The organism is Flavobacterium chilense, from assembly GCF_001602525.1.
In the GTDB taxonomy this organism is placed as follows: domain Bacteria; phylum Bacteroidota; class Bacteroidia; order Flavobacteriales; family Flavobacteriaceae; genus Flavobacterium; species Flavobacterium chilense.
Map to the genome: position 1 here is coordinate 473,186 of NZ_LSYT01000006.1, position 26,429 is coordinate 499,614.

Consider the following 26,429-nt stretch of genomic DNA (forward strand, 5'->3'; position numbering starts at 1 on the left):
ACATTTTACAAAATATGAATTTACCTTTTTATATAGTTGATGTTTTTGCTGATAAAAAATATGCCGGAAATCAGTTGGCTGTTTTTTTAGAAGCACAAAATTTAAGTTCAGAAGAAATGCAGCAGATTGCGAGAGAGATAAACTTCGCAGAAAGCACATTTATAACAAAACTAGACAGAGAAAACAATAAGGCAGAAATTAGAATATTTACTCCGGCTCATGAAATGCAGTTTGCAGGACATCCAATAATTGGAACTTCGTGGGTTTTGATCAATAAAATATTTGATAATTCACCTGATGAAATTAAACTAGAGGTTCCAATTGGACCAATTCCAATTCATCAGTCAGAAGATTTAATCTGGTTAAAAGCAGCACAACCGAAATTCTGGGATATTTTTTCGAAAGAAGATTTTACAGTATTCAGTAATCTGAAAAAAGAAGATTTCGAAAACCAATTTCCAATTCAGGAAGTCACAACCGGAAGTGCATTTGTAATGGTTGGACTAAGTAACAAAAGAGCTTTAGAAAATCTGGTTTTAGACAAAGATAAAGCAGACGAATGGATGAAAAATAATTGTAAAACCGATCATAGAGGCCTATACTTTTATTATTTAGAAGGTTCAGAATTATTTAGCCGAATGTTGTGTATCGAATACAATCAATTGGTCGAAGATGCAGCAACAGGAAGCGCAAGTACATGTTTACAGGCCTTTCTTTTAAAATATCATTTACCACAATTTGAAATGATTAATTATCAGGGAGATTATATCAATCGTCCGTCCCAAATTTATTTTAAAGGAAAATTAACCGAAAATCAATTTGATATTAAAATAGGGGGAAAAGCTCAGTTTGTAGCAAAAGGAGAGTGGGAAGCTTAGTAATTAGAAAATTGAGAGAATTAAAAAATTAGATAATTGTGAAATGTAAAAAGTAAAATGTGAGATCTATATTGTGCATGCTTTTCACAACTTACATTTGACAGAAGACATTTTACAAAACAAAAGAAATATGAAAATTAATTGCCAGAATAAAATCATTATTTTACTACTATTGTTTGTGGTTCAGCTTTCGTTTTCGCAGAAGAAAAACGAAACAATAGGAACAGAAACCGTAAATGTTGTAAAACCCTATTCGCCAACAATTTCTGATGCGTTTAAAGTAAAAGAAACACCATCACTTGACGATACCGGAAATCAGCCCAAAGAAACCATAAAATATAGTATTTTATCAGTTCCTGTGGCTTCTACTTTTACACCTTCAAAAGGAAAAGCTGAAGGTGTGGAAAAATCAAAAAAAGAAAAATTGTTTAATAATTATGCTACTTTAGGAGTGGGAAATTATGGAACATTAAATGCTGAATTGTTCGTAAATCAGGATTTAGGAAACAATGATTATGTAGCAGGAATGTTTCGTCATCACTCTTCTCAGGGCGGAGTAAAAGGTGTAGAGTTAAACGATGAATTTTACGATACAGCATTCGATGTAGGTTATGGTGTAAACAATCGTGATATGGCGTGGAATGTTGGTTTAGGATATCAAAACCAACTTTACAACTGGTATGGTTTGCCTGCTGATTTTGGAGCAACTCTGGCAGGACAAACCCGTGATGATTTGATTAGAGGCATCAATCCAAATCATTCATACAACACTATTTCATTAGGAGGAAATATTGAATTCAACGAAGGGATTTTCAGTAAAATCTCAACTAAATTCACTCATTTTTCAGATAGTTTCTCCTCTTCAGAAAATCGTTTCTATGTAAAACCTTCTTTCAAAGTAGATGTAATGGGACAATCGATCAATACAAATATTATTGTAGACCATGTTAGCGGATCTTTCGAACATAATTATGAGCGAAATAATACACAGCCGTTAAAATACAGTTTGACTAATTTTGGAATTGAACCAAGTTTTGTGGTTCTTGAAAACGACTGGACATTAGAATTAGGAGCCGGATTATTTTATGGATTAGATTCAGAAAACAGCGGAAACAAATTTTATGTTTATCCAAAAATAAACGCATCTTATAAATTAGTAGGTGATTTAATGATTTTTTATACAGGAGCAAAAGGAGGTTTGGAGCAAAACTCATATGCTGATTTTGTAACAGTTAATCCTTTCTTGTCTCCAACACTAAATATGAGACCAACCAGTAATCAATATACTGTTTTTGCAGGTTTAAAAGGTAAACTGGCAAACAATATTAATTATAACCTGACAGGATCTTATCTAAACGAAAAAAATAAAGCATTATACGTAGCCAATAGTTATACAGAAGATTTCTCAAATCAGAATTATGCTTTTGGGAACTCTTTTGGAGTTGTTTATGATGATGTGAGAACATTTCGTTTCTATGGAGAATTAAAAGCTGATTTTTCAAGAAATGTTTCTTTTGGAATCAACGGGACATTTAACAGTTACAAAACAGATGGATTAGAAGCATGGAATTTACCTTCTATGAAACTGAGTTCTACTCTGGATGTAAATATTACAAAACAATGGTATGCCGGTTTAAATGTTTTCTTTGTAGGTGAACGTAAAGACTCACAAATGAATCCTGATTTAGGTCCGGAACTTAAAATTTATACTTTAAAAAGTTATTTTGATGCCAATGCACATTTAGGATACAAATACAATGAACGTTTAACCTGTTTCTTAAAATTAAATAATATTGGAAATCAAGCCTATGAAAAATGGCTGAATTATCCTGTACAAGGATTTCAGGTATTAGTAGGAGCTAATTATAAATTCGATTTTTAAGTTTTTTAACCGCGAAGCACGCTAAGATTTTACCTAAAGTTACGTTTATAAACACTAAGTCCGCAAAGCTGGTTTAATACACAGCTTTGCGGATTTTGCATTTTATAATTGGTGAAAATTTGTGTAATTCATGGTGAAAAAAATGGCGATCTTTGCATAAAACTTTACTTCCTTTGTGTTGAATCAGGTTTTATTATAAAAATAGTCAAGATGGAAATCAAACTCAGACAAGAAAATGAAAACGATCACAAAAAGGTTTTTCAATTAATCGAAAAGGCTTTTGAAAAAGAAGAATATAGCGATCACAAAGAGCAATTTCTGGTAGAAAGATTAAGAAAATCAGAAGCTTTTATTCCGGAGTTGTCAATTGTTGCAGAAATAGATAATGAGATTGTAGGGCATATTTTATTAACCAGGTTAGAGATCAAAAATAATACAACATCATTTCAGTCTTTAGCCCTGGCGCCTGTTTCAGTATTGCCGGAATTTCAGGGAAAAGGAATCGGGGCAAAACTAATTTTATACAGTCATAAAATTGCAAAAGAACTGGGTTATAAATCGATTATCCTATTAGGGCATCAGCATTATTATCCAAGATTTGGTTATGAGCTTTGTAAAAAATACAATATCGAAATGCCTTTTGATGTTCCTGCTGAAAATTGTATGGTTATTGAGCTTGTAAAAGATGGACTAAAAGATGTAAGTGGTAAAGTAATTTATCCAGATGCATTTTTGGAATAAAAATTTAGACAAAGAAAAAAAAACTTTGCACCTTTGCATCTCAAAACCTCAGTACTTCAAAAAAAATGACTTTCAAACAAAAAATACATTCACATTATTTACTAATGGTTCAGGACCGAATTGATGTTTTTAGAGACATGATTTCGGCTTTGACCGAAGATTCTAAAAACGATGCCAAAGGTTCTGCAGGAGATAAGCACGAAACAGCGCTGTCGATGATGCATATCGAACAGGAAAAGCTTACCAATAAACTAAAAGAATCGATTGCTCAAAAAGCAATTTTAGATAAAATTGACGCTTCAAAAACCACTGAAAATATCATTTCGGGAAGTTTAGTAAAAGCGAACGGAATCTATTTGTATGTAAGTGTTGCGCTTCCGAAAATAGCAATTGATGGCATCAACGTTATTGCGCTTTCACCACAATCTCCTTTGGGTTCTCATTTGATGGGGAATAAAGTAGGATTTCAGTTTGAGATTAATAAGACGCATTATACTGTTGAGAGTGTAGATTAATAAACTGAATTTATTGTTTAGTATTTTAAAGAAAATTATAATTGTATTTTATTGTTGTTTTAGCAATTTGGCAAGATTATGATTTAAATTCTTAATATCTGTATCTAAAACCGAAAAGAATTTTTTATCAAAATCTTCTACAGTTACAATCGCTTTTTTTGCAATTTCTTTTCCAATATCAGTAAGTACGACAATTTTTGCTCTGGTATCTGTAGCGTGTTCTTGTCTTTTAATGAACTTTTTTTGTTGTAAAGTTCTAAGCACTGTAGAAGTTGTCATTGGATCTATTTTTGTATGAGATGATAGTATTATTTGGGTTACTTCCTGTTTGTGAAGTGTAAGCCAGTGTATACTTGCCATAAGTACAAATTGCGAATGCGTTATATTGTATTGTTCTAAGGCTTTTTTGATCTCACGTTGCCAAAGATTAGTTACTTGCCACAACAAAAAACCAGAGCTGTCGTCTGGTTTTTCTACACTAAAAGTGTTATCTGTTGATTTAGTCATTTTAAAATTTTATTTTCGATTTGCGAGTATCGTTTCATCGCAAATCATTTTTGAAGTTATAAAGTTAAAATCATTTTCGTTGATTTCAAAAAAACCGTATCGAAATGGATAACCCCAATGTTTTTTGTCTGTAATAAATTCAAGATTTTCAATCATAGGAAGTATTGAAACTTCATTACATTTCAGGAATTCTATATTTCTTCTGAAAGGCTTGAATTGCTCTGTCATTTGAAAGGAATATACACGATCATCGCTTACTTTTCCTAGCGCAGTAAACATTTGATACTTTTCATTTTCCGTCATTTTTATTTTAGAAGAATATATTAGGATATAATCATCTTGTTTCATTCTTTTCAAAGGAGCTTCTTTTCCATGGCAAACTTGAATGAAGTTGCCATTAATTGCTAGTTGCGCATGTTCTTTTGAAATAGCGGCAATCCAATATCTACTCATTGCTGATTTTTTTTGCATTTTCAATTTGATTTGTAATGTCTGCTGCTAAATGGTCAACAATTCCTTTAGCAACTAATTTTACCCATAAAAATGATAAAATCCCTTTTACAGTCATTGTTACAGAAATTTTAAGCCCATCGCTTGTATCTTCATAAGTATGTTCTCCATACATTTTGGCAAGAGGAAAAACTGTTAAGTCAGTAAATTTTTTGTTTTCCATAACTTCAACTAGTTTTATTTTTACTTTAGGTCCTCCTTTTGGTTTAAGAAGAAAGTAATTACCAACTCTAAACTCTCCTAAAAGTTGAGAGTCTTCTACAGTATCATCCCATTTTTTCCAATTATTAATGTCTGTTGTCAGTTTCCAAATTTGCTCTTTGGTAATTTCTGTTGTAGTTACAGAATACGATCTTGTCCACATAATTTTTTTTAATTTTAATAAGTGCAAATATAGTAAGTGTACTTATTAAATTGATAATATTTGATATTTTTTTTTTAGACAAGTTTTAAAGCTGCTAAAAAAAAACTTTTATACACTCATTTTACTTTTTTTTAAATGAAAAAAAGTGTGTCACTTCAACCGAAGTGAGAAATTATACTAGAAACTCGAAAATGTTTGGAGATTTTCTGCAAGGAATTACTATTGTGATTTCTTTCCATAGAAATGATTAAGATTGAGCATAGGATAATTTTTGAACAGTATTTTTTCTTTTGTTTATGAATTTTTCATGGATATTTAAATATCTCAAGTTTTAATTCAAAGATTTGTTTAAAATCTTGTGTTTTACTCGTATTTCACCTCCGAAATTGAAAATTATAAGTTTCGGGCATTTTTTTATGCTAAAATTTTACATTTTATATGTAAAATTAAAATTATGATTTAAAATTATAACTGAAATTAGTATTTGTGTTTTTCAATTGTAACTATAAATGCATCTTTGCCCTATCAAAATGAAATTTAAAAATAAAAATATAAAATTATGTGTGGAATTGTATGTGCCTTTGATCTAAAACAAAAAGCCGAAACCTTAAGACCTCAAGTATTAGAAATGTCTAAAATCATTCGTCACCGTGGACCAGACTGGAGCGGAATTTACAGCAATGATAAAGCAATTCTGTCTCACGAACGTTTGGCAATTGTAGATCCGGCTTCAGGAAAACAACCTTTATTTACAGAAGATAAAAAACTGGTTCTGGCTGCAAATGGCGAAATTTACAACCACAGAGAATTGCGTAAACAATTTGAAGGAAAATATAACTTTCAGACTGAAAGTGATTGCGAAGTAATCCTGGCACTTTACAAAGAAAAAGGACCTCACTTTGTAGATGAAATGAACGGAATCTTCGGATTTGCCATTTATGATGTGGATAAAGATGAGTATTTTATTGCTCGTGATCATATGGGAATCATTCCGTTATACATTGGATGGGATCAGCATGGAACTTTTTATGTAGCATCAGAATTGAAAGCTTTAGAAGGATATTGCACAAAAATCGAATTATTTCCTCCGGGACATTATATGACCAGTAAAGACGGCGAATTTGTACAATGGTACAAAAGAGACTGGACAGAATATGATGCTGTAAAAGATAATGTAACAAGTATTCCGGAAATCAAAAAAGCATTAGAAGCAGCAGTTCACAGACAATTAATGAGTGATGTTCCTTACGGAGTTTTACTTTCCGGAGGTTTAGATTCTTCTATCACTTCGGCTGTAGCCAAAAAATTTGCACAAAAACGTATCGAGTCAGATGATACAACAGATGCCTGGTATCCGCAATTGCACTCGTTTTCAGTTGGTTTAGAAGGTTCTCCTGATTTAGCAGCGGCAAGAAAAGTAGCAGATCATATCGGAACAATTCACCACGAAATTAAATTTACCATTCAGGAAGGTTTAGATGCTGTTCGTGATGTAATTTATAACCTTGAAACCTATGATGTAACTACTGTTAGAGCTTCAACTCCAATGTGGTTAATGGCGAGAGTTATCAAGTCAATGGGAATCAAAATGGTGTTATCAGGTGAAGGAGCAGATGAGTTGTTTGGAGGATATTTATATTTTCACAAAGCGCCAAACGCCAGAGAATTTCACGAAGAAAACGTTCGTAAATTAGGAAAACTTCATATGTACGATTGTTTACGTGCTAACAAAAGTTTGGCTGCATGGGGAATCGAAGGACGTGTTCCGTTCTTAGACAAAGAATTTATGGATGTTGCGATGCGCATCAACCCGCAGGATAAAATGATCAACAAAGAACATCCTATGGAAAAATGGGTAGTTCGTAAAGCTTTTGAAGATATGTTGCCGGAAAGTGTTGCATGGAGACAAAAAGAACAATTTTCTGATGGAGTAGGATACAGCTGGATTGATACTTTGAAAGAAGTGGTAGCCAGAGAAGTTTCGGATGAACAATTGGCAAATGCAAGATTTAAATTCCCATTGCAGACTCCAACTTCAAAAGAAGAATATTACTATCGTTCTATCTTTGCAGAACATTTTCCAAGCGATGCAGCAGCCTTATGTGTACCTCAGGAAGCCAGCGTAGCTTGTAGTACAAAAATTGCTTTAGAATGGGATGAAGCTTTCAAAAACATGAACGATCCGTCAGGAAGAGCGGTGGCAAGTGTTCATGATGATGCTTACGCAAAAGCATAAATAAGAATTTTTAGAATTAGTATATATTATTTTCGAAAGACGTTCTCAATCCTGAGGACGTTTTTCTTGTCTTAAAATGTTAAAGTGTATTATTTCAGTTACTTAAATTAATTTGTCACCCATTCGTTTGAGTTTCTTTTTTATATTTGACATTTGATCAGAATAAAATCAGATCAGCAATATTTTAATGTCAGAATTGTAGGAAAGCAAAAAATAATATTTAGTTTTGTCTTCAATAGAAAATTTTAATGATTTTTTAATGTTGAACTTATTTTGGATTGGTGGAGAGGAGTAAAAAATAAAAAATAGGATAGTATGTCTGGATTATTAGCTGTTATTGGTAAAGGAAAAGACCCACAACTTGTTAAAGAACTTTCTGCAAGAATGTCTCATCGTGGTCCTGATGAAAGTGATTTGCACATTATGGAAAATGGCAGTATCATTTGCCATGAAAGTTTGTCGATTATCGATTTAAAATCAGGTAAACAACCTATTCAGGGAACCAATAAAGCCTGGATGGTACATGATGGTGAAATCTACAACTATCAGGAATTAAAAGATACCATTTTAAAAGAACATACCTTTAGAACAAAATCAGATTCTGAAGTCATAGTGCATTTATATGAAGAATTTGGTTATAAGTTTTGTAATATGCTCGATGGTGATTTTGCCTTTGTAATTATTGATGGTGATGATTATATAGTAGGAAGAGACCCAATAGGAGTAAAACCTTTGTATTACGGATTAGACGAAAGAGGAAGAATTTATTTTTCTTCTGAAATGAAATCTATTGCAGATCAATGCAAATCATTTTCGACTTTTCCTCCGGGACATTATTATACTGCAAAAACTGGTTTTGTAAAATATTATCAGCCAGAATGCGAAGATCATAAAAAAGCAGTTGAAAGCTTAGACTTAGGCTTAATTCGGGAGAGTTTGATTGAGGCGGTTCGCAAGCGTCTGCTTAGCAACGTTCCTTTAGGAACTATTTTATCTGGAGGTTTGGATACTTCTTTGGTTTCTTCGATTGCTTCAAAGCTTTTGAAGGAAAAAGGCAGAAAATTGCATACATTTTCTATCGGTTTAAATGCGGATGCACCAGATAATATGGCGGCAAGAAAGGCAGCGGCATTTTTAGGAACAGAGCATCATGAAATTCATTTTTCTTTAGAAGAAGGAGTTAAGGTTCTGGAAAAAGTGATTTATTATATAGAAACATACGATATTATTTCTGTTCGTTCTAGTGTTCCAATGTATTTACTGTCAAAAGCAATTGCAGATCAGGGAATAAAAGTTCTTCTTTCAGGTGAAGGTGCGGATGAAATTTTTGGCGGACATTTATATTTTAGAAATGCTCCATCGACAGAAGCATTTCAAGATGAGACTATAGAAAGAGTACAAAAGCTTTTTACTGCCGATTTGTTGCGTGTTGATAAAACAACAATGGCGCATGGTTTAGAAGCTAGGGTTCCGTTTTTAGATACTTCATTTTTAGATGTTGCCATCCGAATCAAACCAGAAGAAAAACAGCCAAAAACTTATGATGGTATTGAAAAATACATTTTAAGAAAAGCATTTGATACACCAGAAGATCCATATTTGCCAGCTGAGATTTTATGGCGTCAAAAAGAACAATTTTCTGATGGAGTTGGGTATAACTGGGTTGATGAATTAATTGAATACTGTGCTGCTCAGGTTTCAGATGAACAATTAGCAGGCGCAAGTGTAGAATTTCCATATAATTCACCAACAACAAAAGAAGCCTATTTGTACAGATCAATCTTTCATAAATATTATCCGCAGGTAAGTGCAGCGCAAACAGTTCGAAAATGGATCCCAAAATGGCAGGATAATCCTGATCCTAGCGGAAGAGCCAATTCTGCTCACGTAAAAGCAGCTGCTGAAATTTCAAAATCAGGAGTAACAGTTTAGAAACATCAAAAATAAATTCCAAAAACCAATTTGGAACCCAATAATAAAAAATCCGAAATGACATTTTAAATGTTGGTTTCGGATTTTTTATTATAAATACTTTTTTTAATTCACTCTGTTTTTGTTATTGAATTTTGCCTTTGTTTTTTGAATTTTAAAAGATTAGAATTTGCTGTTAAGAAAAATACTATATTTGATTTACCAATAATTAACTAACCTTTTTAAATATAATCTATGAGAAACTTATTGCTAAGTGGGATTTTGTATTGCTCACTTGTTTTGACGCCTTCAGTTTATGCACAAAAAAAGATTGAAACGCCCAAATACATTAAAAATATTGAAGGTGTAAAAGAATATTCTTTAAACAACGGACTAAAAGTACTCTTGATTCCAGATGCTTCACAAAGTAATATGATTGTAAATATTGTTTACAATGTAGGTTCCAGAAATGAAGGTTATGGTGAGAAAGGGATGGCGCATTTATTAGAGCATATGTTATTTAAAAGCACTAAAAACCTCGGTGATATAAAAAAAATGCTTTCAGATAAAGGTGGAAATGCCAACGGAACCACCTGGCTTGACCGTACCAATTATTTCGAAGTTTTTCCTTCAAGCGACGAGAATTTAAAATGGAGCATTGAGATGGAAGCTGACAGAATGATCAATGCTACGATTCTGCAAACCGATCTGGATAAAGAATTTTCTGTAGTAAGAAATGAGTTTGAAATAGGCGAAAATAACCCTGATGGAGTTTTGCAGGAAAGAATACTTTCTGCAGCTTATTTGTGGCATAATTACGGAAAAAGTACCATTGGGAGTAAAGAAGATATTGAACGTGTAAAAGCAAACAGATTAAGATTTTTTTATGAGAAATATTATCAGCCCGATAATTCGACCTTAATAATTGCAGGAAAATTTGATGATAAAAAAGCCTTGCAATATGTAGGGCAATATTTTGGTGCGATTTCAAAACCTAAACGAGTTTTAGATAAAACTTACACTATTGAGCCAGCTCAGGATGGTGAAAAATATATAGAGCTAAAAAGAGCAGGAGACAGTAAAAATGTTGGAGCCTTGTATCATACAGCGGCTTATGCAGATAAAGATTATGCTGCCATTGATGCCCTGGGTGAAATTTTAACTGCTGATCCGTCCGGATATTTGTATAAATCATTAGTAGAAACTCACAAAGTATCGAGTATTTACTATTGGCAGCCTACTACAAGAGATGCCAGTTTTGTATATTTTGGAGTAGCAGTTCCTAATGATAAAGATATTAAAGAAACAAAGGATATTGTAAGAGCAGAGTTAGACAAAATAGGAACGACTAAGTATACAGATGAAGATGTCAACAGAGCCAAAGCAAAGATTATTAAACAAATAGAAGGTGTAAAAAATAACACCATTTCGTTTGCTATCAATCTTACTGAAGTTATTGGAGCCGGAGATTACAGATTAGGCTTTTTGTATCGTGATGCTATCGAGAATCTGACTAAAGAAGATATACAAAGAGTTGCTGAAAAATATTTTAGAAGTAATAACAGAACAGTAGGAATATTTATTCCTTCTAAAGACGAGCAAAGAGTAAAATCTGTAGAATATACAGATGAAGAAGTGCTTGCGCTCACAAAAGATTACAAAGGAAAAGCCTTAGAAAAAGAAGCAGCAGCATTTGAAGCTTCGATCAAAAATTTAAAGCAAAATTTTGTCGAAGGAAAACTAAGCAACGGAGCAAAATACGGACTGATTAAAAAAGAAATAAAAGGCGGAAAAGTTCAGGCTAGTTTTAGGTTTCCGGTGAGTAATGAAAAAGACTTAACCGGAAAAACAGATGCCGGCGGTATTCTGGCTCAATTGCTTAAAACAGGTACTAAAACTAAAACCAAAGAACAGATTCAGGACAAATTAGATCAGCTAAAATCCAGCATTAACTTTAATTTTTCAAGACAAACTTTATCTGTAAATATTAGTACCTACAAAGAGAATTTTAAAGAAGTAATGGGGATTTTGGGAGACTTATTGGTGAATTCTACTTTTCCTGAAAATGAATTGGCAAAAACAATCAGTGAGTATAATACCTATCTGGAATCTAATCTTAATGATCCGCAGTCAGTTGCTTTTACAGAAATAGCAAGACAGACTGCAAAATATCCTAAAGAAAGTATTTTTTATACACCAACACTTCAGGAGCAAATTGATGCCTTTAAAAAGATTAAACAAACTGAAATAGTTGATTTCTATCAAAATATTTTAGGCGGAAATAACGGAGTTGGAAGTGTGGTAGGAGATCTGGATGCCAAATCAACAGTAGAAATCCTTGAAAATACTTTTGGCAAATGGAACTCTAAATCAAAATACGAACAGGCGCTGCCAACTTATTTTGAAACAAATAAATTAGATAAAGACATCATTACTCCGGACAAAGAAAATGCCGTTGCTTTAGGGCGAATAAGTTTTAAAATGGATAGAAATAGCCCTGATTATCCTGCATTTATTATGGCAAATGAAATATTAGGAAGCGGCGGATTTTTAAGTGCCAGAATCCCTATGAGACTTAGAGAAAAAGAAGGAATTAGTTACGGTGCAGGTTCGTATATTGATGTGCCAATTGTGAGTAATGTTGCTTCCTGGAGTTATTATGCTTTTTTAAATCCAACCAAGAAAAATGCTGTTGAAACTGCTACAAAAGAAGAAATAGCAAAAGCATTAAAAGATGGGTTTACAGCAGAAGAATTAAAATCAAATTTGGTAAGCTGGCAAAACGAAAGAAAAACAAGACTTGGTGTAGATGATACTTTAATGAATCTCACAAATACTTATTTGCAATACGGAATTCCGCTTGATGATTACGACACGCTGGAAAACAAAGTAAAAGCTTTAAAAGTAGAAGAAGTAAATACTGTTTTGAGAAAATACCTGAGTCTGGATAAAATGACCTCAATTTATGTAGGGGATTTTAATAAAAAACAATGAAAAGGGAAAAATCTAATTTAAAGATTTTAAATTCATTAAAACCGAAATGCATTTTATATGTCATTTCGGTTTTTTTATAGAGACGATAAAGTTTATAATTTCGAATTTCTCAAAATTGAAATTTGATATTATTTTATGTTATTCCTATTTTGGAATTTGGAATTTGAGAAAATTAGAATTTAAAGTTGGCTTTTAGATTTATTTTTTGATAATTTAAGCAATTGTGTTAATAACTTAAGTGCTTTAAGTCGTATTTTAACGGATATATAATTTGCGTTTTTATATATTTGCGTGTTAGACAATAATTACATTTTTTAGAATAAATTATATGAGCGAAGAAATCAAGAAGAACAATTATTCAGCAGATAGTATTCAGGCATTAGAAGGAATGGAGCACGTAAGAATGCGTCCGTCGATGTATATTGGAGATGTAGGAGTTCGAGGGCTGCATCATTTGGTTTATGAAGTTGTTGATAACTCTATTGATGAGGCCATGGGTGGACATTGTGATACAATTGGTGTTGCAATTAACGAAGATGGTTCAGTTACGGTTGAAGATAACGGACGTGGTATTCCGGTTGATTTACATAAAAAAGAAGGAGTTTCTGCACTTGAGGTAGTAATGACTAAAATTGGAGCCGGAGGTAAATTTGATAAAGATTCTTATAAAGTTTCCGGAGGTTTACACGGAGTAGGGGTTTCAGTTGTAAATGCCCTTTCTGTTCATATGAAATCAACTGTTTTTAGAGAAGGAAAAATCTATGAGCAGGAATATGAAAGAGGAAAATCATTATATCCGGTAAAACAAATTGGAGAAACAGATAAAAGAGGTACACGTCAGACATTTTACCCTGATAATACCATTTTTACCCAAACTACAGAGTTCTCCTATGATACTTTATCAGCCCGTATGCGTGAACTTTCGTTCCTAAACAAAGGAATCACGATCACATTTACAGATAAAAGAGAAGTGGATGAAAAAGGCGAATTTAGAAGCGAAGTGTTTCATTCTGATGAAGGTCTTAAAGAATACATTCGTTATTTAGACGGAAACCGTGAGCCAATTATTTCTCACGTAATCAGCATGGATCACGAAAAAGGTGAAATTCCGGTTGAGGTTGCCCTGATTTATAATACAAGTTATACAGAGAATATTTTCTCTTATGTAAATAATATCAACACACACGAAGGAGGAACGCATTTGCAAGGTTTTAGAAGTGGTTTAACAAGAACCCTTAAAAAATATGCCGATGCATCCGGAATGTTAGATAAATTAAAGTTCGAGATTGCAGGAGATGACTTCCGTGAAGGGTTAACGGCAATTATTTCTGTAAAAGTTGCAGAACCACAATTCGAAGGACAAACAAAAACAAAATTAGGAAACAGAGAAGTAGTTTCTCCGGTTTCTCAGGCTGTTGGAGAAATGTTAGAGAATTATTTGGAAGAAAATCCAAATGATGCCCGAATCATTATTCAAAAAGTTATTTTGGCTGCTCAGGCACGTCACGCGGCGAAAAAAGCGCGTGAAATGGTACAACGTAAAACCGTTATGGGCGGCGGCGGATTGCCAGGAAAACTTTCAGATTGTTCTGAGCAGGATCCGGCAAGATGTGAGGTTTACCTGGTCGAGGGAGATTCGGCAGGTGGAACTGCAAAACAAGGACGTGACCGTAATTTTCAGGCGATTTTACCGCTTCGTGGTAAGATTTTGAACGTAGAAAAAGCAATGCACCATAAGGTATTTGAAAACGAAGAGATTCGTAATATTTTTACCGCTTTGGGTGTAACTGTTGGAACTGCAGAAGACAGTAAAGCATTAAACCTTGAAAAACTAAGATATCATAAAGTAATCATCATGTGTGATGCCGATGTCGATGGTAGTCACATTTCTACCTTAATATTAACGTTCTTCTTCCGTTTCATGAAAGAGCTTATCGAAGAAGGTCACGTTTACATCGCAGCACCACCTTTATACTTAGTTAAAAAAGGACAAAAGAAAGAATATGCATGGAATGACGTTCAACGTGATCAGGCGAACGAAAGAATGGGAGGAAGTGCTGCTATTCAACGTTATAAAGGTCTTGGAGAGATGAATGCGGAGCAGTTGTGGGAAACTACAATGGATCCTAACTTCAGAACTTTACGTCAGGTAACTATTGAAAGTCTGGCAGAAGCCGACAGGGTTTTCTCAATGTTAATGGGAGATGAGGTTCCGCCACGTAGAGAGTTCATCGAGAAAAATGCAGTTTATGCAAATATCGATGCATAATAAAAATTAATATTTTCAATTCGTTTAATTGTTTAAATTTACTTAAACGATTAAACGAATTGTCGATTTATAAAACAAACAAATTAATTAATAACCGATAAAGTATAAAATATGAAAGTTACCATTGTAGGAGCAGGAAATGTTGGAGCTACATGTGCAGATGTTATTTCTTATAGAGGAATTGCCAGCGAAGTAGTATTGTTGGATATTAAAGAAGGTTTTGCCGAAGGGAAAGCGTTGGATATTATGCAATGCGCGACAAATACAGGGTTTAATACCAAAGTATCTGGCGTTACCAACGATTATTCTAAAACTGCCGGAAGTGATGTAGTGGTGATTACATCAGGAATTCCGAGAAAACCAGGAATGACACGCGAAGAATTAATTGGTATAAATGCAGGAATTGTAAAAACAGTTGCTGAAAATGTATTGAAATATTCTCCGGATACTATAATAGTGGTAGTTTCAAACCCAATGGATACGATGACTTATTTGGCTTTGAAATCCACAGGATTACCAAAAAACAGAATCATTGGTATGGGAGGCGCATTAGATAGTTCCCGTTTCAGAACTTATTTGTCTCTAGCACTGGATAAACCGGCAAATGATATTTCGGCAATGGTTATTGGAGGTCACGGTGATACTACTATGATTCCTTTAACACGTTTGGCTTCTTATAACGGAATTCCGGTAACAGAATTTCTTTCAGAAGAAGTATTGCAAAAAGTAGCTGCAGATACAATGGTTGGAGGAGCTACTCTTACAGGTTTATTAGGAACATCAGCCTGGTATGCGCCGGGAGCTTCTGTTGCTTTTTTAGTAGACAGTATTTTAAATGATCAGAAAAAAATGATTGCATGTTCTGTTTTTGTTGAAGGAGAATATGGTCAAAATGATATCTGTATAGGAGTACCATGTATAATTGGTAAAAACGGAGTTGAAGAAATTTTAGATATAAAATTAAACGATAACGAAAAAGCGTTATTTGCTAAAAGTGCAGATGCAGTTAGAAGCATGAACGAAGCGTTAAAATCGATTTTAGTATAACGATTTTCGAAAAAAAAGGAAAAGGCTGCACTTTTGCAGTCTTTTTTTTGAGATTAATTAATAAATAAATTGGTTAATCTTTTCGTTAATTATATATTTGCTCGGTTTAAAAAAAATGTTGTAATTCGTGATCTCGATTTTTTAGCTTTAAAAACTCATATCAGGGCTTATTTTATGGGACTTTAAAACAAAAACAAACTTTAAAACATAATTAATTTTTAGTAATAATGCAGAATAAAGGACTTATTAAATTTTTCGCAATTCTATTTGCATTGGTAAGTATTTACCAACTCTCTTTCACTTTTGTGGCAAATAATGTCAAAAGTGAAGCTAAAGCTTTTGCAGGAGATAATCCTGACAAAGAATTAAAATACTTGGATTCTATTGGTAAAGAAAAAGTGTTTAATCTTGGTTTTACGGATTTTACTTATAACGAAGTAAAAAACAAACAACTAAACAAAGGTCTTGACTTAGAAGGAGGAATCAACGTTATTCTTCAAATTTCTATTAAAGACGTGTTAAAAGGATTAGCTAACAATTCTAAAAATCCGGTATTTAATAAATCATTAGCAGATGCAAGTGCAAATTTAGAAGGAAACAAAACCTATTTAAATAAGTTTTTCGAAGCTTTTGAGGCAAATTCAAACGGAACTGTAAAATTAGCTTCTCCGGATATCTTTGCAAACAGAAGTTTACAAGGAGATGGTGGAATCGATTTTCAAATGTCTGATGCACAAGTTCAAAAAGTAATTAAAAGAAAAGTTGATGAGTCTGTTGAAAGTGCTTATAAAGTATTAAGAGAGCGTATCGATAAATTTGGTGTTACACAACCAAACATCCAAAAATTAGGAGAAACAGGAAGAATCTTAGTAGAGCTTCCAGGTGCTAAAGATGTTGACAGAATTAAAAAATTATTAGGTGGTAAAGCTCAATTGGAGTTTTGGGAAACTTTTAAAATTGAAGAAGTTGGAAACTTTTTAGTTGCAACTAACGAAGCTTTAAAAAAGACTGAAATCAAAAAAACAGAAACTAAAACTGTTGCTAAAGATTCATTAAACGCTTTATTAACTGATGCTAAAGATTCAGTTGATACTAAAAAAGGAAACAACCCATTATTTGACAAAATGTTAGGTCAGGGTGGTGGACCAGTTTTAGGTTATTTTGCTCCAAAAGATACTGCTGCTGTAAACGGGTATTTTAAAAGACCAGAAATCAGAATTTTATTGGGTGCTGACCAACACAATGCAAAATTTGTTTGGAGTAAACCAACTACTATAAAAGATACAAAAGGAAAAGAAATTGAAGCAGTAGAATTATACGCTTTAAAAGGTAACAGAGATAACGTACCAGCAATGAGCGGTGGTGTTGTTACAGATGCAAAAGATACTTTTGATCAATTAGGAAAACCAGCTGTTTCTATGCAAATGAACAGCCAGGGAGCTAAAGTTTGGGAAGAATTAACAGGAAGAGCATTTGCTCAAAAAAGTTATATTGCTATTGTTCTTGATAATATTGTTTACTCTGCTCCTGGAGTTACCAGCGGACCAATTGCCGGAGGAAGATCTGAAATTACAGGTTCTTTTGATGTAGCAGAAACTAAAGATTTAGCAAACATATTAAATGCAGGTAAATTACCGGCTTCTGCTGATATTATTCAATCAACTGTTGTAGGACCATCTTTAGGTCAGGCTGCAATTGATGCAGGTACAATTTCATCTGTATTAGGATTTTTATTAGTTTGTTTATGGATGGTATTTTATTATGGTAAAGCAGGTTGGTATGCTAACTTAGCCTTATTATTAAACTTACTTTTCTTATTTGGAATTATGGCAAGTTTTGGTTTTGTATTAACATTACCAGGTATTGCAGGTATCGTATTAACATTAGGTACAGCGGTAGATGCGAACATCATTATATATGAAAGAGCAAAAGAAGAATTACGTGAAGGAAAATCATTGTCAGAAGCTGTTTTAGCGTCTTACGGATGGCACGGAGCAATGCGTTCTATTATTGATGCAAACGTAACTCACGTTTTAACTGGGGCGATCTTATTTATTTTTGGAACAGGACCAATTAAAGGTTTTGCTTTAACATTACTTATTGGTATCGTAACTTCATTGTTTACTTCAATCTTTATTGCAAGAATCTTTATTGATAAAAACATTGCAGGAAAAGCAGATTTAACGTTCTCTACAAACATTACTAAAAACTGGTTTACTAATTTCCACTTTGACTTTATTAAAATCAAAAAATTCACTTACATCTTCTCTTCAATTGTAGTTATTGTAAGTTTAACTTCTATTTTCTTTGTTAATGGATTAGATGAAGGTGTTGATTTTGTTGGAGGAAGAACATTCCAGGTTAAATTTGAAAAACCAGTAGATGCTACTGTAATTTCAGATGAATTATCTGCTGCTTTTGGAACTCCGGTTGAAGCTAAAATTTTAGGTGATGACGATCAGTTGAAAATCACAACTAAATACAAAATCAAAGAAGACGGTGTAGCTGTTGATGAAGAAGTGAACCAAAAATTATACAAAGCATTAGAGAAATATTTCCCTAACGTTACTTATGATAAATTCACGAACACTTTCGACGGTAAAAAAGTTGGAGTTTTACAATCTTCTAAAGTTGGAGCTTCTATCTCTGAAGATATTAAAACAAACTCATACTGGGCAGTACTTGGTGCAATGGCGGCTATTTTCTTATACTTAATGGTTTCTTTCCGTAAATGGCAATATTCATTAGGAGCGATCGCAGCTGTAGCGCATGACGTTATCTTTGTATTAGGAATCTACTCTTTATGTTATAAATTCATGCCTTTCCACATGGAAATGGATCAGCACTTTATTGCTGCGATTCTTACCGTTATTGGTTACTCAATGAACGATACTGTAATTGTATTTGACAGAATCAGAGAGTTTATCATCGGAAACCGTAAAGGAAGTTTCGAAGATATCGTAAACGCTTCTATTAATACTACATTATCAAGAACGTTGAATACTTCATTAATGATGATCATTGTATTATTGACAATGTTTATCTTTGGTGGAGAGTCAATCAGAGGATTTATCTTTGCCATGTTAATTGGTATTGTTGTAGGTACTTACTCTTCATTATTTATCGCGACACCAGTATTGGTTGATTCGATTTCAAGTGATGAAAAACATACAATCGAAGACAAACACAACAAAGCATAATTGCAAGTTTGATGTAATAAAAAAAGATCCAGCGAAAGTTGGATCTTTTTTTTGTGCTATATTCTTGATAAGGAAAAAGTTATTTATGAAATGAAAAATACTATTGTTTTTAGTTTTTTAATCATATTTCATGCTGTGGTACAAAATGAAAAAATGATCTGCTGTAGATTTTAACTACGGTTTTGGAAGCGTATTCAATAATAATACATGTTTACCAGCTATTTTTATTAACTATGATGCTTATGTATTAACAAAATGAATTTAATACTTTAGTTTTTGCAGATGTTTTGACTCTTGGTTTTACAGGTAGAATAGATAAATTTAGGTTTGATATTTGACCAAGTATACGTCATGTTTCTAATGCGGGATTAAATAGTGAAAACGCGGGTTATAACATTAAAAATATAGAATTTGGTATTTTCGTATTGCTTGTAAATAAAAAGCCCAATATCGTCGTTAAGATATTGGGCTTTTTATGTTTTGAATACTATGTTTAAGAATCGGCTAAAGGGTTTCTTTGTGCTCTGATGATAAAGAAAAGCCCAATAATAATAAAAGGTATGCTTAACCATTGTCCTGTTGAGAAAACGCCTAATTCGTTCTCAAAACCACCCTGGCTTTCTTTTACAAATTCTACAATAAAACGTACTACGAATAAAAGAACAAGAAAAGCTCCAAATAATAAACCTGATTTAAGTCTTGCATTTGTTTTCCAGTATAGAAAGAATAAAATTGCAAAAACAAAAATATAAGCAATTCCTTCATATAGTTGGGTTGGATGTCTTGCCGGAACTTCTGCTAAAAGATTTGCAAATTTTGGATCAGTTGCAATGGCAGTATAAGCATCTTTTGGATTTGCAATCTGAGTTCTTTGTACTGCTTCGGCTTTACTAAACTGATCGTGCAAAAAACGAATTCCAAAGGCAGATTTAGTTTCTTGTCCGATAATTTCAGAATTGAAAAAGTTTCCGAGACGAACAAAAATAGCGCCACTGGCAACCGGAATTACGACACGGTCTAAGATCCATAACATCGGGCGTTTTAATATCTTTTTGCTGTAATAATACATCGCAACGATTATAGCAATTGCTGCGCCATGACTTGCTAATCCCTGAAAACCGGTAAATTCGAATTTAGGCTCAAAACGAACAGGTAAAAAGATTTCAAGTAAATGATTTCTAAAATATTCCCAATCGTAAAAAAAGACATGTCCTAAACGTGCTCCAATTAAAGTAGCCAGAACAGTCCATACAAACAAAGAATCTAATTTTTCAAGTGATTCGTTTTCACGTTCGAAAATCTTTTTCATTATAAACCAGCCTAATCCAAAAGCGATTACGAACATTAAACTGTAATAACGAATCATAAAAAATCCCAAATCGATTCCTTCAGAAGGATTCCAGACTACATTTAAGGAGTGTGACATATATTAAATTGTTTTTTGTTTAGTAAAAATAAATATTAAAAGCAGAGATCCTCATTATAAAAAGTTAATGTTTATGTGAACATTTCTTTTCGGGAACAGGATCGTAACCTGTTCTTCCCCACGGATGACAACTCAAAATTCGTTTCATTCCAAGATATCCGCCATAAAATAATCCATGAGTTTGTAAAGCCTGAATCATATAAGTCGAACATGTAGGTTCGAACCTGCAACTTGCCGGTGTAAACGGTGAAATTGCTGTTTGATAAAAGCGTACTAATAAAACAAATGGAGTAATTACTTTCATGATTTATTAGGAAATAAATAGATTAAATAGAGAAACTGGTACCTTCTTTTCCATCTTTTAACTGAATGCCTAAAGCAATCAACTGATCACGGATTTGATCAGAAAGAGCAAAGTTTTTATCAGCTCTCGCCTGATTTCTCATTCCAATAAGCATATTTACAACACCCTCTAATTTATCGTTGTTGCTATCAGCTCCTTTTTCATCACTCAAACCTAAAACATCAAAAACAAAAGCATTGATAGCAGTTGTAAATGATTTTAAGTCTTCGGCAGAAATAGTTTCTTTTCCTTCTTTTAATAAATTGATGTAACGAACAGCTTCAAATAATTGTGCAATTAAAATAGGCGTATTAAAATCGTCATTCATGGCATCATAGCACAATTGTTTCCAAGCATTAACATCAATAGAACTCGTTGTACTGGCTGAAATGCCCGGTAAGGCATCAACAGCTTCCATTAATCTTTTATATCCTTTTTCTGCAGCAACAATGGCATCATCAGAAAAATCTAAAATACTTCTGTAGTGCGCCTGTAACATGAAAAAACGAGTAACAGATGCAGAAAAAGCTTTACTTAGAATATTGTTGTCTCCGCTTAAAATTTCTCCCGGTAAAATATTATTTCCGGTCGATTTTGCCATTTTCTTTCCGTTTAACGTTAGCATATTGGCGTGCATCCAGTAATTTACCGGAGCCTGACCTGTGCATGCTTCGTTTTGTGCTATTTCGCATTCATGATGTGGGAATTTTAAATCCATTCCGCCACCATGAATATCAAAATGATTACCAAGATATTTGGTACTCATAGCTGTACATTCTAAATGCCAGCCCGGAAAACCATCACTCCATGGCGAAGGCCATCTCATAATATGTTCGGGTTCTGCTTTTTTCCAAAGAGCAAAATCCTGTGGGTTTCTTTTGTCTGACTGACCATCAAGATCACGGGTATTGGCAAGCATATCATCGATATTTCGGCCACTTAAAACCCCGTAATTGTTAGTCTCGTTATATTTTACAACATCAAAATAAACAGATCCGTTGGCTTCATAACCAATACCGGTATCGATAATTTTTTTGATAATCTCAATTTGCTCGATAATATGACCTGTAGCTGTTGGCTCAATACTTGGCGGTAAAAAGTTGAAAGCTTTTAGAATATCATGAAAGTCAACAGTGTAGCGTTGCACAACCTCCATAGGTTCCAATTGCTCCAAACGTGCCTTTTTGGCAATTTTATCTTCACCTTCATCAACATCATCTACAATATGACCAACATCAGTAATATTTCGAACATAGCGAACCTTGTAATCCAGATGTAAAAAGTACCTGAATATCACGTCAAAAGACATAAAAGTTCTCACATTTCCTAAGTGTACATTACTATAAACTGTAGGTCCGCAAACATACATTCCAACATTTCCTTCATGGATTGGTTTGAAATTTTCTTTTTCACCCGAAAGTGAATTGTATATTTTTAGGTGTTGAGATGTATATAAAGGCATATTATTATTGTTTAACCGTTTAATCGTTAATTTGTTTAATCGTTCTGAACGGATTTATTCTTGTGAAAGATAATATTTTTTTAGATTATTTATCTGATTACAAATTTTTTCAAGTTTTTCACGGCATTGAACGTATTCATTTTCGGAAATATACTTTAAATCTTTTGAAAGAATTAAATGATTTAATGTTTCCATTGCAGATGAATAAGAAATCGTTAAAAAATGAGCTTTGTCTTTGTTTGAATTTCTTGATGTTCCTTCTGCAATGTTTGTAGCAATTGAAGAAGAACTTCTTTTTATTTGAGAAGTCATCCCAAACAATTCGTTAGTAGGAAATGCAGCAGTTAATTTATAAATTTCCAAAATAAATATCCTTGCGTTTTGCCAAACTTCTAATTTTTCAAACGAAAAACGTACATTCTTTTTTTGTTTAATTGTTGATTTGTTTAATCATTTAATCGGGAATTAACACCTTATGATGAAGCGATTAAACAAATTAACGATTTACCGATTAAACTAAAATTGAGTATCTAATTTAATATAATCCAGAAATTCTCTTTTTGTTTGAGGATCTTTGAATTTTCCACCAAATTCAGATGTAACAGTACTGCTTTCGATGTCTTTGATTCCTCTTGAATTTACGCAAAGATGTTTGGCATCGATAACGCAGGCAACATCTTCAGTACCTAAAGCTTTTTGTAATTCCTGAACAATTTGCATCGTTAAACGCTCCTGAACCTGAGGTCTTTTTGCATAATATTCTACAATACGGTTCATCTTAGACAAACCAATAACTCTTCCGCTTGAAATATAAGCAACATGAGCACGCCCGATAATTGGTAATAAATGATGTTCGCAGGTAGAATAAACCGTAATGTTTTTTTCTACCAACATTTCTCCGTATTTGTAATTATTATCGAAAGTTGAAGCTTTTGGCTGTTTTGAAGGGTTAAGACCACCAAAAATCTCTTTTACAAACATTTTTGCTACTCGGTTTGGAGTACCTTTTATGCTGTCATCTGTCAAATCCATTCCAAGAGTCTGAAGAATGTTTTCAACATCTTTTTTTATTTTTTCTATTTTTTCGTCATCACTTAAGTCAAAAGCATCCTGTCTTACAGGGTTTTTCGCATTGCTGCTAAAATGATTGTCTCCTATTTCGTCTAAAAAATCTTCGTTATTTATCATTAAAAACTACTATTATAATGGGTATATCTTTTTAAGGCGGTAAAGATAATTAATAAAAAGCAAACCTTTTCTATCGTTTTTACTATTTAATTGTCTGTTTTTGGATATAATTTAAATTAAAACAAAACGATCATTTTTTTAAAATACAAAAGACAATAACATAGCGTGTTATTGTCTTTTAAAAGGTTGTGTTTTATTCTGTTTTTATTTTTTGTTGTAAACTAAAAGCGCTTCTTTTAAAATATTTACAGCCGTAATTAAATCTTTTTTGTTTAACACATACGCAATTCGAACCTGATTTAATCCCATTCCCGGAGTCGAATAAAATCCGGCAGCAGGAGCAACCATTACAGTTTCGTTGTTAAGATCGTAGCTTTCTAAAAGCCATTGAGCAAAATCATCAGCATTATCAATAGGCAATTGTGCAATACAGTAAAAAGCTCCTTTTGGTTTGGTAACCACAACGCCTTCAATTTTATTTAATTCTGTAATTAAAGTATCACGACGTTCTTTATATTCTGAAATTACTTCATCAAAATAGCTTTGCGGAGTATCAATAGCTGCTTCGCAGGCAATTTGTTCAATAGTTGGCGGGCTTAAACGCGCCTGGGCAAACTTCATAACTGTTGCTAATACATCCTTGTTTTTAGTGATCAAACAACCAATTCTGGCACCGCACATACTGTAACGTTTTGAAACAGAATCGACCATGATTACATTTTGTTGTACGTCTTCAAGATTCATTACAGAATAATGAACATCATCTCCATCGTACAAAAACTCACGGTATACCTCGTCAGCAATTAAATACAGATCGTGTTTTTTGATCAAACCTGCCAGCTGTTTAATTTCTGCTTCAGAATATAAATATCCGGTTGGATTACCCGGATTACATATTAAAATAGCTTTGGTTTTGGGTGTAATTAATTTCTCTACAGTATCAATGCTTGGTAAGGCAAAGGCACTTTCGATTGTCGAAATAACCGGAACTACAGTCGCACTCGTTGATGAGGCAAACGCATGATAATTAGCATAAAAAGGCTCCGGAATAATAATCTCATCTCCCGGATCTGTAATTGTGGCTAATGCAAACAACAAGGCTTCAGAGCCACCAGTAGTAACAATGATGTCTTCTGTGTTAACGTTTACATTTTGACGTTGGTAAAATTTAGCTAATTTTTTTCTATAACTTTCATATCCGGCTGACGGACTGTACTCTATAATACTCAAATCAATGTTTTTTACCGCCTCGATGGCCACTTCGGGTGTCTTGATATCCGGTTGACCAATGTTTAAGTGATACACTTTTTTTCCTTTTTGCTTTGCAGCATCTGCAAAAGGAGCAAGTTTACGTATCGGTGATTCGGGCATGTTTCTGCCTTTGTGAGAAATTGTTGGCATGAGTTTTAGTATTGAAGTGCAAATTTGCATTTTTTTTTCGAATTTAACGTAAACATTACGAGTACTTATTAAATTGTAACAATTATGAATATTTTTAGTAATTTTATCATAAAATATTGTCAATGAAAAAATATTTTATATTGTTTTTTGGGCTTTTAACAGCTTTTTCACTTAAAGCGCAAAGTGATTTTTTGATCGAACGTCATGCTTCGAAGGTCACAATTCCTTTTAAATTGATTAATAATCTTGTTTTTATTCCTATAAAAGTAAACGGGATAGAACTGAATTTTCTGTTAGATTCAGGAGTCGAAGAAACGATCTTGTTTAGTATGGAAGAAAAACAGGAAGTAAGTTTTAAAAATGTAGAAAAAATAAAACTGAGAGGCTTAGGAAGCGAAGAAGAAATTGAAGGACTAAAATCAACAAATAATATATTAGAAACCCATGGACTAAAGTCAAATAACCATTTGCTTTACATTATTTTAGATCAGAGTTTTAATTTGTCTTCGCACATTGGGATTCCGGTAAATGGTATTATTGGATATAAATTCTTTAAAAATAATTTAGTTGAGATCAATTATCAAAAAAAGAAAATTGTGGTTCATCAAAATAACGAAGAAGTACGTGCGAAACTGAGCAGAAAATTTAAAACAATTCCCATCACAGTTGAAAGATCTAAACCTTATATTTATGCAACAGCCGTTGTTGATACGGTTCCTATACCTGCAAAATTGCTAATTGATATTGGAAATAGTGATGCTTTCTGGATTTTTGAAAACAACAAAATAAAACTGCCTAAAAAGAATTTTCCTGATTTTCTTGGAAAAGGTTTCAGTGGTGATATAGAAGGTCATCGTGCTAAGATTGATAAGTTCTCTATTGACGAATTCAATTTTAAAAAACCAATTGTCTCTTTTCCGGATTCAAATTCGATTCGTAATGTAAAAATGGTTCCCGATCGTATAGGTTCAATTGGTGGTGAAGTCTTGAAGCGATTTACAGTTGTTTTAGATTATGCAGATGAAAAAATGTATCTTAAAAAGAATAACAAATTCTCAGAACCTTTTACATATAACAAAAGCGGAATCACGATTCAGCATAACGGACTGCAATGGGTACAGGAAACAGTACATCTGGAAACAGTAAAAGTTGCTACTTCTATAGAAGAAACAGGCTACAATGATAAAAAAGACGGTAATTTCAGGTATAAATTCTCTTTAAAACCAGTTTATGAAATTGTCAACATTCGTAAAAATTCAGCTGCAGATCGTTGCGGATTATTAAAAGGAGATATCATTGTAAGTATCAATAATACGGTTCCTTATAAATATTCGCTCCAACAAATCAATATGCTTTTAAAATCAGAAGAAGATATCTGGATCAATTTAGAAGTCGAAAGAAATAGTTTGATTTTGAAATTTAGATTCAAACTGGAAGATGAATTGTAGATCGTAATTACATAAAATTTTAAACAAAAAGGTGTATTATAATCAGTTAAATTTTAATTTGATTGAATTTTGTGAAAAAAGAGCTACTAAATTGTATTTTTTGTTTA

Annotated in this window: 20 protein-coding genes; 11 read left to right on the forward strand and 9 right to left on the reverse strand. The window is 33.0% G+C overall.

Translation table 11 applies throughout. The features are described 5' to 3' along the window. Window positions 1–14: 14 nt before the first annotated feature. The 4 genes from A4F88_RS16025 (at window position 15) to A4F88_RS16040 (ending at window position 4,016) form a co-directional block, all read left to right on the forward strand. Entirely contained in the window at window positions 15–878 is an 864-nt protein-coding gene (locus A4F88_RS16025) for a PhzF family phenazine biosynthesis protein (RefSeq protein ID WP_068843641.1), read from the forward strand. 130 nt (window positions 879–1,008) lie between these two features. After that, window positions 1,009–2,760, forward strand: coding sequence for a porin family protein (locus A4F88_RS16030; protein WP_068843709.1), 1,752 nt, complete (start codon window positions 1,009–1,011; stop codon window positions 2,758–2,760). A gap of 210 nt (window positions 2,761–2,970) precedes the next feature. Continuing rightward, window positions 2,971–3,501, forward strand: a complete 531-nt coding sequence (locus A4F88_RS16035; protein WP_068843642.1) for a GNAT family N-acetyltransferase — start codon at window positions 2,971–2,973, stop codon at window positions 3,499–3,501. Window positions 3,502–3,566: 65 nt separating this feature from the next. Continuing rightward, window positions 3,567–4,016, forward strand: a complete 450-nt coding sequence (locus tag A4F88_RS16040) for a hypothetical protein (protein ID WP_068843643.1) — start codon at window positions 3,567–3,569, stop codon at window positions 4,014–4,016. A 48-nt stretch (window positions 4,017–4,064) separates the two neighbouring features. On the opposite strand, the gene A4F88_RS25480 is transcribed toward A4F88_RS16040, so the two are convergent. From A4F88_RS25480 to A4F88_RS16055, 3 genes are read right to left on the reverse strand one after another with little or no spacing between them, the layout of a single operon-like run. Beyond that, complete coding sequence (locus A4F88_RS25480; protein WP_068843644.1) at window positions 4,065–4,523, reverse strand: MarR family winged helix-turn-helix transcriptional regulator; 459 nt, start codon at window positions 4,521–4,523, stop codon at window positions 4,065–4,067. A 9-nt stretch (window positions 4,524–4,532) separates the two neighbouring features. Beyond that, window positions 4,533–4,994 (reverse strand): EVE domain-containing protein, encoded by a 462-nt coding sequence (locus tag A4F88_RS25485; RefSeq protein WP_073075402.1) that lies wholly within the window; start codon window positions 4,992–4,994, stop codon window positions 4,533–4,535. Further along, window positions 4,969–5,397, reverse strand: a complete 429-nt coding sequence (locus A4F88_RS16055; RefSeq protein WP_068843645.1) for an SRPBCC family protein — start codon at window positions 5,395–5,397, stop codon at window positions 4,969–4,971. The genes A4F88_RS25485 and A4F88_RS16055 overlap by 26 nt, the downstream gene beginning before the upstream one ends. Window positions 5,398–5,956: 559 nt before the next feature. Between A4F88_RS16055 and asnB (A4F88_RS16060) the strand changes: the two genes are divergently transcribed. The 6 genes from asnB (A4F88_RS16060) (at window position 5,957) to secDF (ending at window position 19,054) form a co-directional block, all read left to right on the forward strand. Continuing rightward, window positions 5,957–7,633, forward strand: coding sequence for an asparagine synthase B (gene asnB / locus A4F88_RS16060; RefSeq protein ID WP_068843646.1), 1,677 nt, complete (start codon window positions 5,957–5,959; stop codon window positions 7,631–7,633). Window positions 7,634–7,948: 315 nt separating this feature from the next. Continuing rightward, complete coding sequence (gene asnB / locus A4F88_RS16065) at window positions 7,949–9,565, forward strand: asparagine synthase B (RefSeq protein ID WP_068843647.1); 1,617 nt, start codon at window positions 7,949–7,951, stop codon at window positions 9,563–9,565. A 234-nt stretch (window positions 9,566–9,799) separates the two neighbouring features. Next, the gene (locus A4F88_RS16070) at window positions 9,800–12,538 is read left to right on the forward strand and encodes a M16 family metallopeptidase (protein ID WP_068843648.1); all 2,739 of its coding nucleotides are present in this window, start codon (window positions 9,800–9,802) and stop codon (window positions 12,536–12,538) included. 328 nt (window positions 12,539–12,866) lie between these two features. Beyond that, entirely contained in the window at window positions 12,867–14,807 is a 1,941-nt protein-coding gene (gyrB, locus tag A4F88_RS16075) for a DNA topoisomerase (ATP-hydrolyzing) subunit B (RefSeq protein ID WP_068843649.1), read from the forward strand. Window positions 14,808–14,918: 111 nt separating this feature from the next. Further along, on the forward strand, window positions 14,919–15,854 hold the full coding sequence (mdh, locus tag A4F88_RS16080; protein WP_068843650.1) for a malate dehydrogenase: 936 nt from the start codon (window positions 14,919–14,921) through the stop codon (window positions 15,852–15,854). 227 nt (window positions 15,855–16,081) lie between these two features. Beyond that, window positions 16,082–19,054 (forward strand): protein translocase subunit SecDF, encoded by a 2,973-nt coding sequence (gene secDF / locus A4F88_RS16085; RefSeq protein ID WP_068843651.1) that lies wholly within the window; start codon window positions 16,082–16,084, stop codon window positions 19,052–19,054. Between the two features lie 493 nt (window positions 19,055–19,547). Here the strand turns inward: secDF and lgt are convergent, their stop codons facing one another. The 6 genes from lgt to A4F88_RS16115 form a co-directional block, all read right to left on the reverse strand. Next, window positions 19,548–20,480: a prolipoprotein diacylglyceryl transferase gene (gene lgt, locus A4F88_RS16090; protein ID WP_068843652.1), complete on the reverse strand. Its 933-nt coding sequence runs from the start codon at window positions 20,478–20,480 to the stop codon at window positions 19,548–19,550. A 64-nt stretch (window positions 20,481–20,544) separates the two neighbouring features. Next, on the reverse strand, window positions 20,545–20,784 hold the full coding sequence (gene yidD / locus A4F88_RS16095; RefSeq protein WP_068843653.1) for a membrane protein insertion efficiency factor YidD: 240 nt from the start codon (window positions 20,782–20,784) through the stop codon (window positions 20,545–20,547). Between the two features lie 22 nt (window positions 20,785–20,806). Further along, window positions 20,807–22,285: a cysteine--tRNA ligase gene (gene cysS, locus A4F88_RS16100; RefSeq protein WP_068843654.1), complete on the reverse strand. Its 1,479-nt coding sequence runs from the start codon at window positions 22,283–22,285 to the stop codon at window positions 20,807–20,809. Between the two features lie 54 nt (window positions 22,286–22,339). Further along, window positions 22,340–22,720, reverse strand: a complete 381-nt coding sequence (locus tag A4F88_RS16105) for a four helix bundle protein (protein ID WP_068843655.1) — start codon at window positions 22,718–22,720, stop codon at window positions 22,340–22,342. Between the two features lie 81 nt (window positions 22,721–22,801). Next, entirely contained in the window at window positions 22,802–23,473 is a 672-nt protein-coding gene (gene folE, locus A4F88_RS16110; protein WP_068843656.1) for a GTP cyclohydrolase I FolE, read from the reverse strand. Window positions 23,474–23,677: 204 nt separating this feature from the next. Then, window positions 23,678–24,874: a pyridoxal phosphate-dependent aminotransferase gene (locus A4F88_RS16115; protein ID WP_068843657.1), complete on the reverse strand. Its 1,197-nt coding sequence runs from the start codon at window positions 24,872–24,874 to the stop codon at window positions 23,678–23,680. Between the two features lie 122 nt (window positions 24,875–24,996). On the opposite strand from A4F88_RS16115, the gene A4F88_RS16120 reads away from it, so the two are divergent. Then, window positions 24,997–26,322 (forward strand): PDZ domain-containing protein, encoded by a 1,326-nt coding sequence (locus A4F88_RS16120; protein WP_068843658.1) that lies wholly within the window; start codon window positions 24,997–24,999, stop codon window positions 26,320–26,322. Window positions 26,323–26,429 lie beyond the last annotated feature (107 nt).

Excerpts from the sequence above, each read along its gene's own strand:
- A4F88_RS16025 (WP_068843641.1), top strand. The coding sequence starts at position 15 with ATGAATTTACCTTTTTATATAGTTGATGTTTTTGCTGATAAAAAATAT.
- A4F88_RS16030 (WP_068843709.1), top strand. The coding sequence starts at position 1,009 with ATGAAAATTAATTGCCAGAATAAAATCATTATTTTACTACTATTGTTT.
- A4F88_RS16035 (WP_068843642.1), top strand. The coding sequence starts at position 2,971 with ATGGAAATCAAACTCAGACAAGAAAATGAAAACGATCACAAAAAGGTT.
- A4F88_RS16040 (WP_068843643.1), top strand. The coding sequence starts at position 3,567 with ATGACTTTCAAACAAAAAATACATTCACATTATTTACTAATGGTTCAG.
- A4F88_RS25480 (WP_068843644.1), bottom strand. The coding sequence starts at position 4,523 with ATGACTAAATCAACAGATAACACTTTTAGTGTAGAAAAACCAGACGAC.
- A4F88_RS25485 (WP_073075402.1), bottom strand. The coding sequence starts at position 4,994 with ATGCAAAAAAAATCAGCAATGAGTAGATATTGGATTGCCGCTATTTCA.
- A4F88_RS16055 (WP_068843645.1), bottom strand. The coding sequence starts at position 5,397 with ATGTGGACAAGATCGTATTCTGTAACTACAACAGAAATTACCAAAGAG.
- asnB (WP_068843646.1), top strand. The coding sequence starts at position 5,957 with ATGTGTGGAATTGTATGTGCCTTTGATCTAAAACAAAAAGCCGAAACC.
- asnB (WP_068843647.1), top strand. The coding sequence starts at position 7,949 with ATGTCTGGATTATTAGCTGTTATTGGTAAAGGAAAAGACCCACAACTT.
- A4F88_RS16070 (WP_068843648.1), top strand. The coding sequence starts at position 9,800 with ATGAGAAACTTATTGCTAAGTGGGATTTTGTATTGCTCACTTGTTTTG.
- gyrB (WP_068843649.1), top strand. The coding sequence starts at position 12,867 with ATGAGCGAAGAAATCAAGAAGAACAATTATTCAGCAGATAGTATTCAG.
- mdh (WP_068843650.1), top strand. The coding sequence starts at position 14,919 with ATGAAAGTTACCATTGTAGGAGCAGGAAATGTTGGAGCTACATGTGCA.
- secDF (WP_068843651.1), top strand. The coding sequence starts at position 16,082 with ATGCAGAATAAAGGACTTATTAAATTTTTCGCAATTCTATTTGCATTG.
- lgt (WP_068843652.1), bottom strand. The coding sequence starts at position 20,480 with ATGTCACACTCCTTAAATGTAGTCTGGAATCCTTCTGAAGGAATCGAT.
- yidD (WP_068843653.1), bottom strand. The coding sequence starts at position 20,784 with ATGAAAGTAATTACTCCATTTGTTTTATTAGTACGCTTTTATCAAACA.
- cysS (WP_068843654.1), bottom strand. The coding sequence starts at position 22,285 with ATGCCTTTATATACATCTCAACACCTAAAAATATACAATTCACTTTCG.
- folE (WP_068843656.1), bottom strand. The coding sequence starts at position 23,473 with ATGATAAATAACGAAGATTTTTTAGACGAAATAGGAGACAATCATTTT.
- A4F88_RS16115 (WP_068843657.1), bottom strand. The coding sequence starts at position 24,874 with ATGCCAACAATTTCTCACAAAGGCAGAAACATGCCCGAATCACCGATA.
- A4F88_RS16120 (WP_068843658.1), top strand. The coding sequence starts at position 24,997 with ATGAAAAAATATTTTATATTGTTTTTTGGGCTTTTAACAGCTTTTTCA.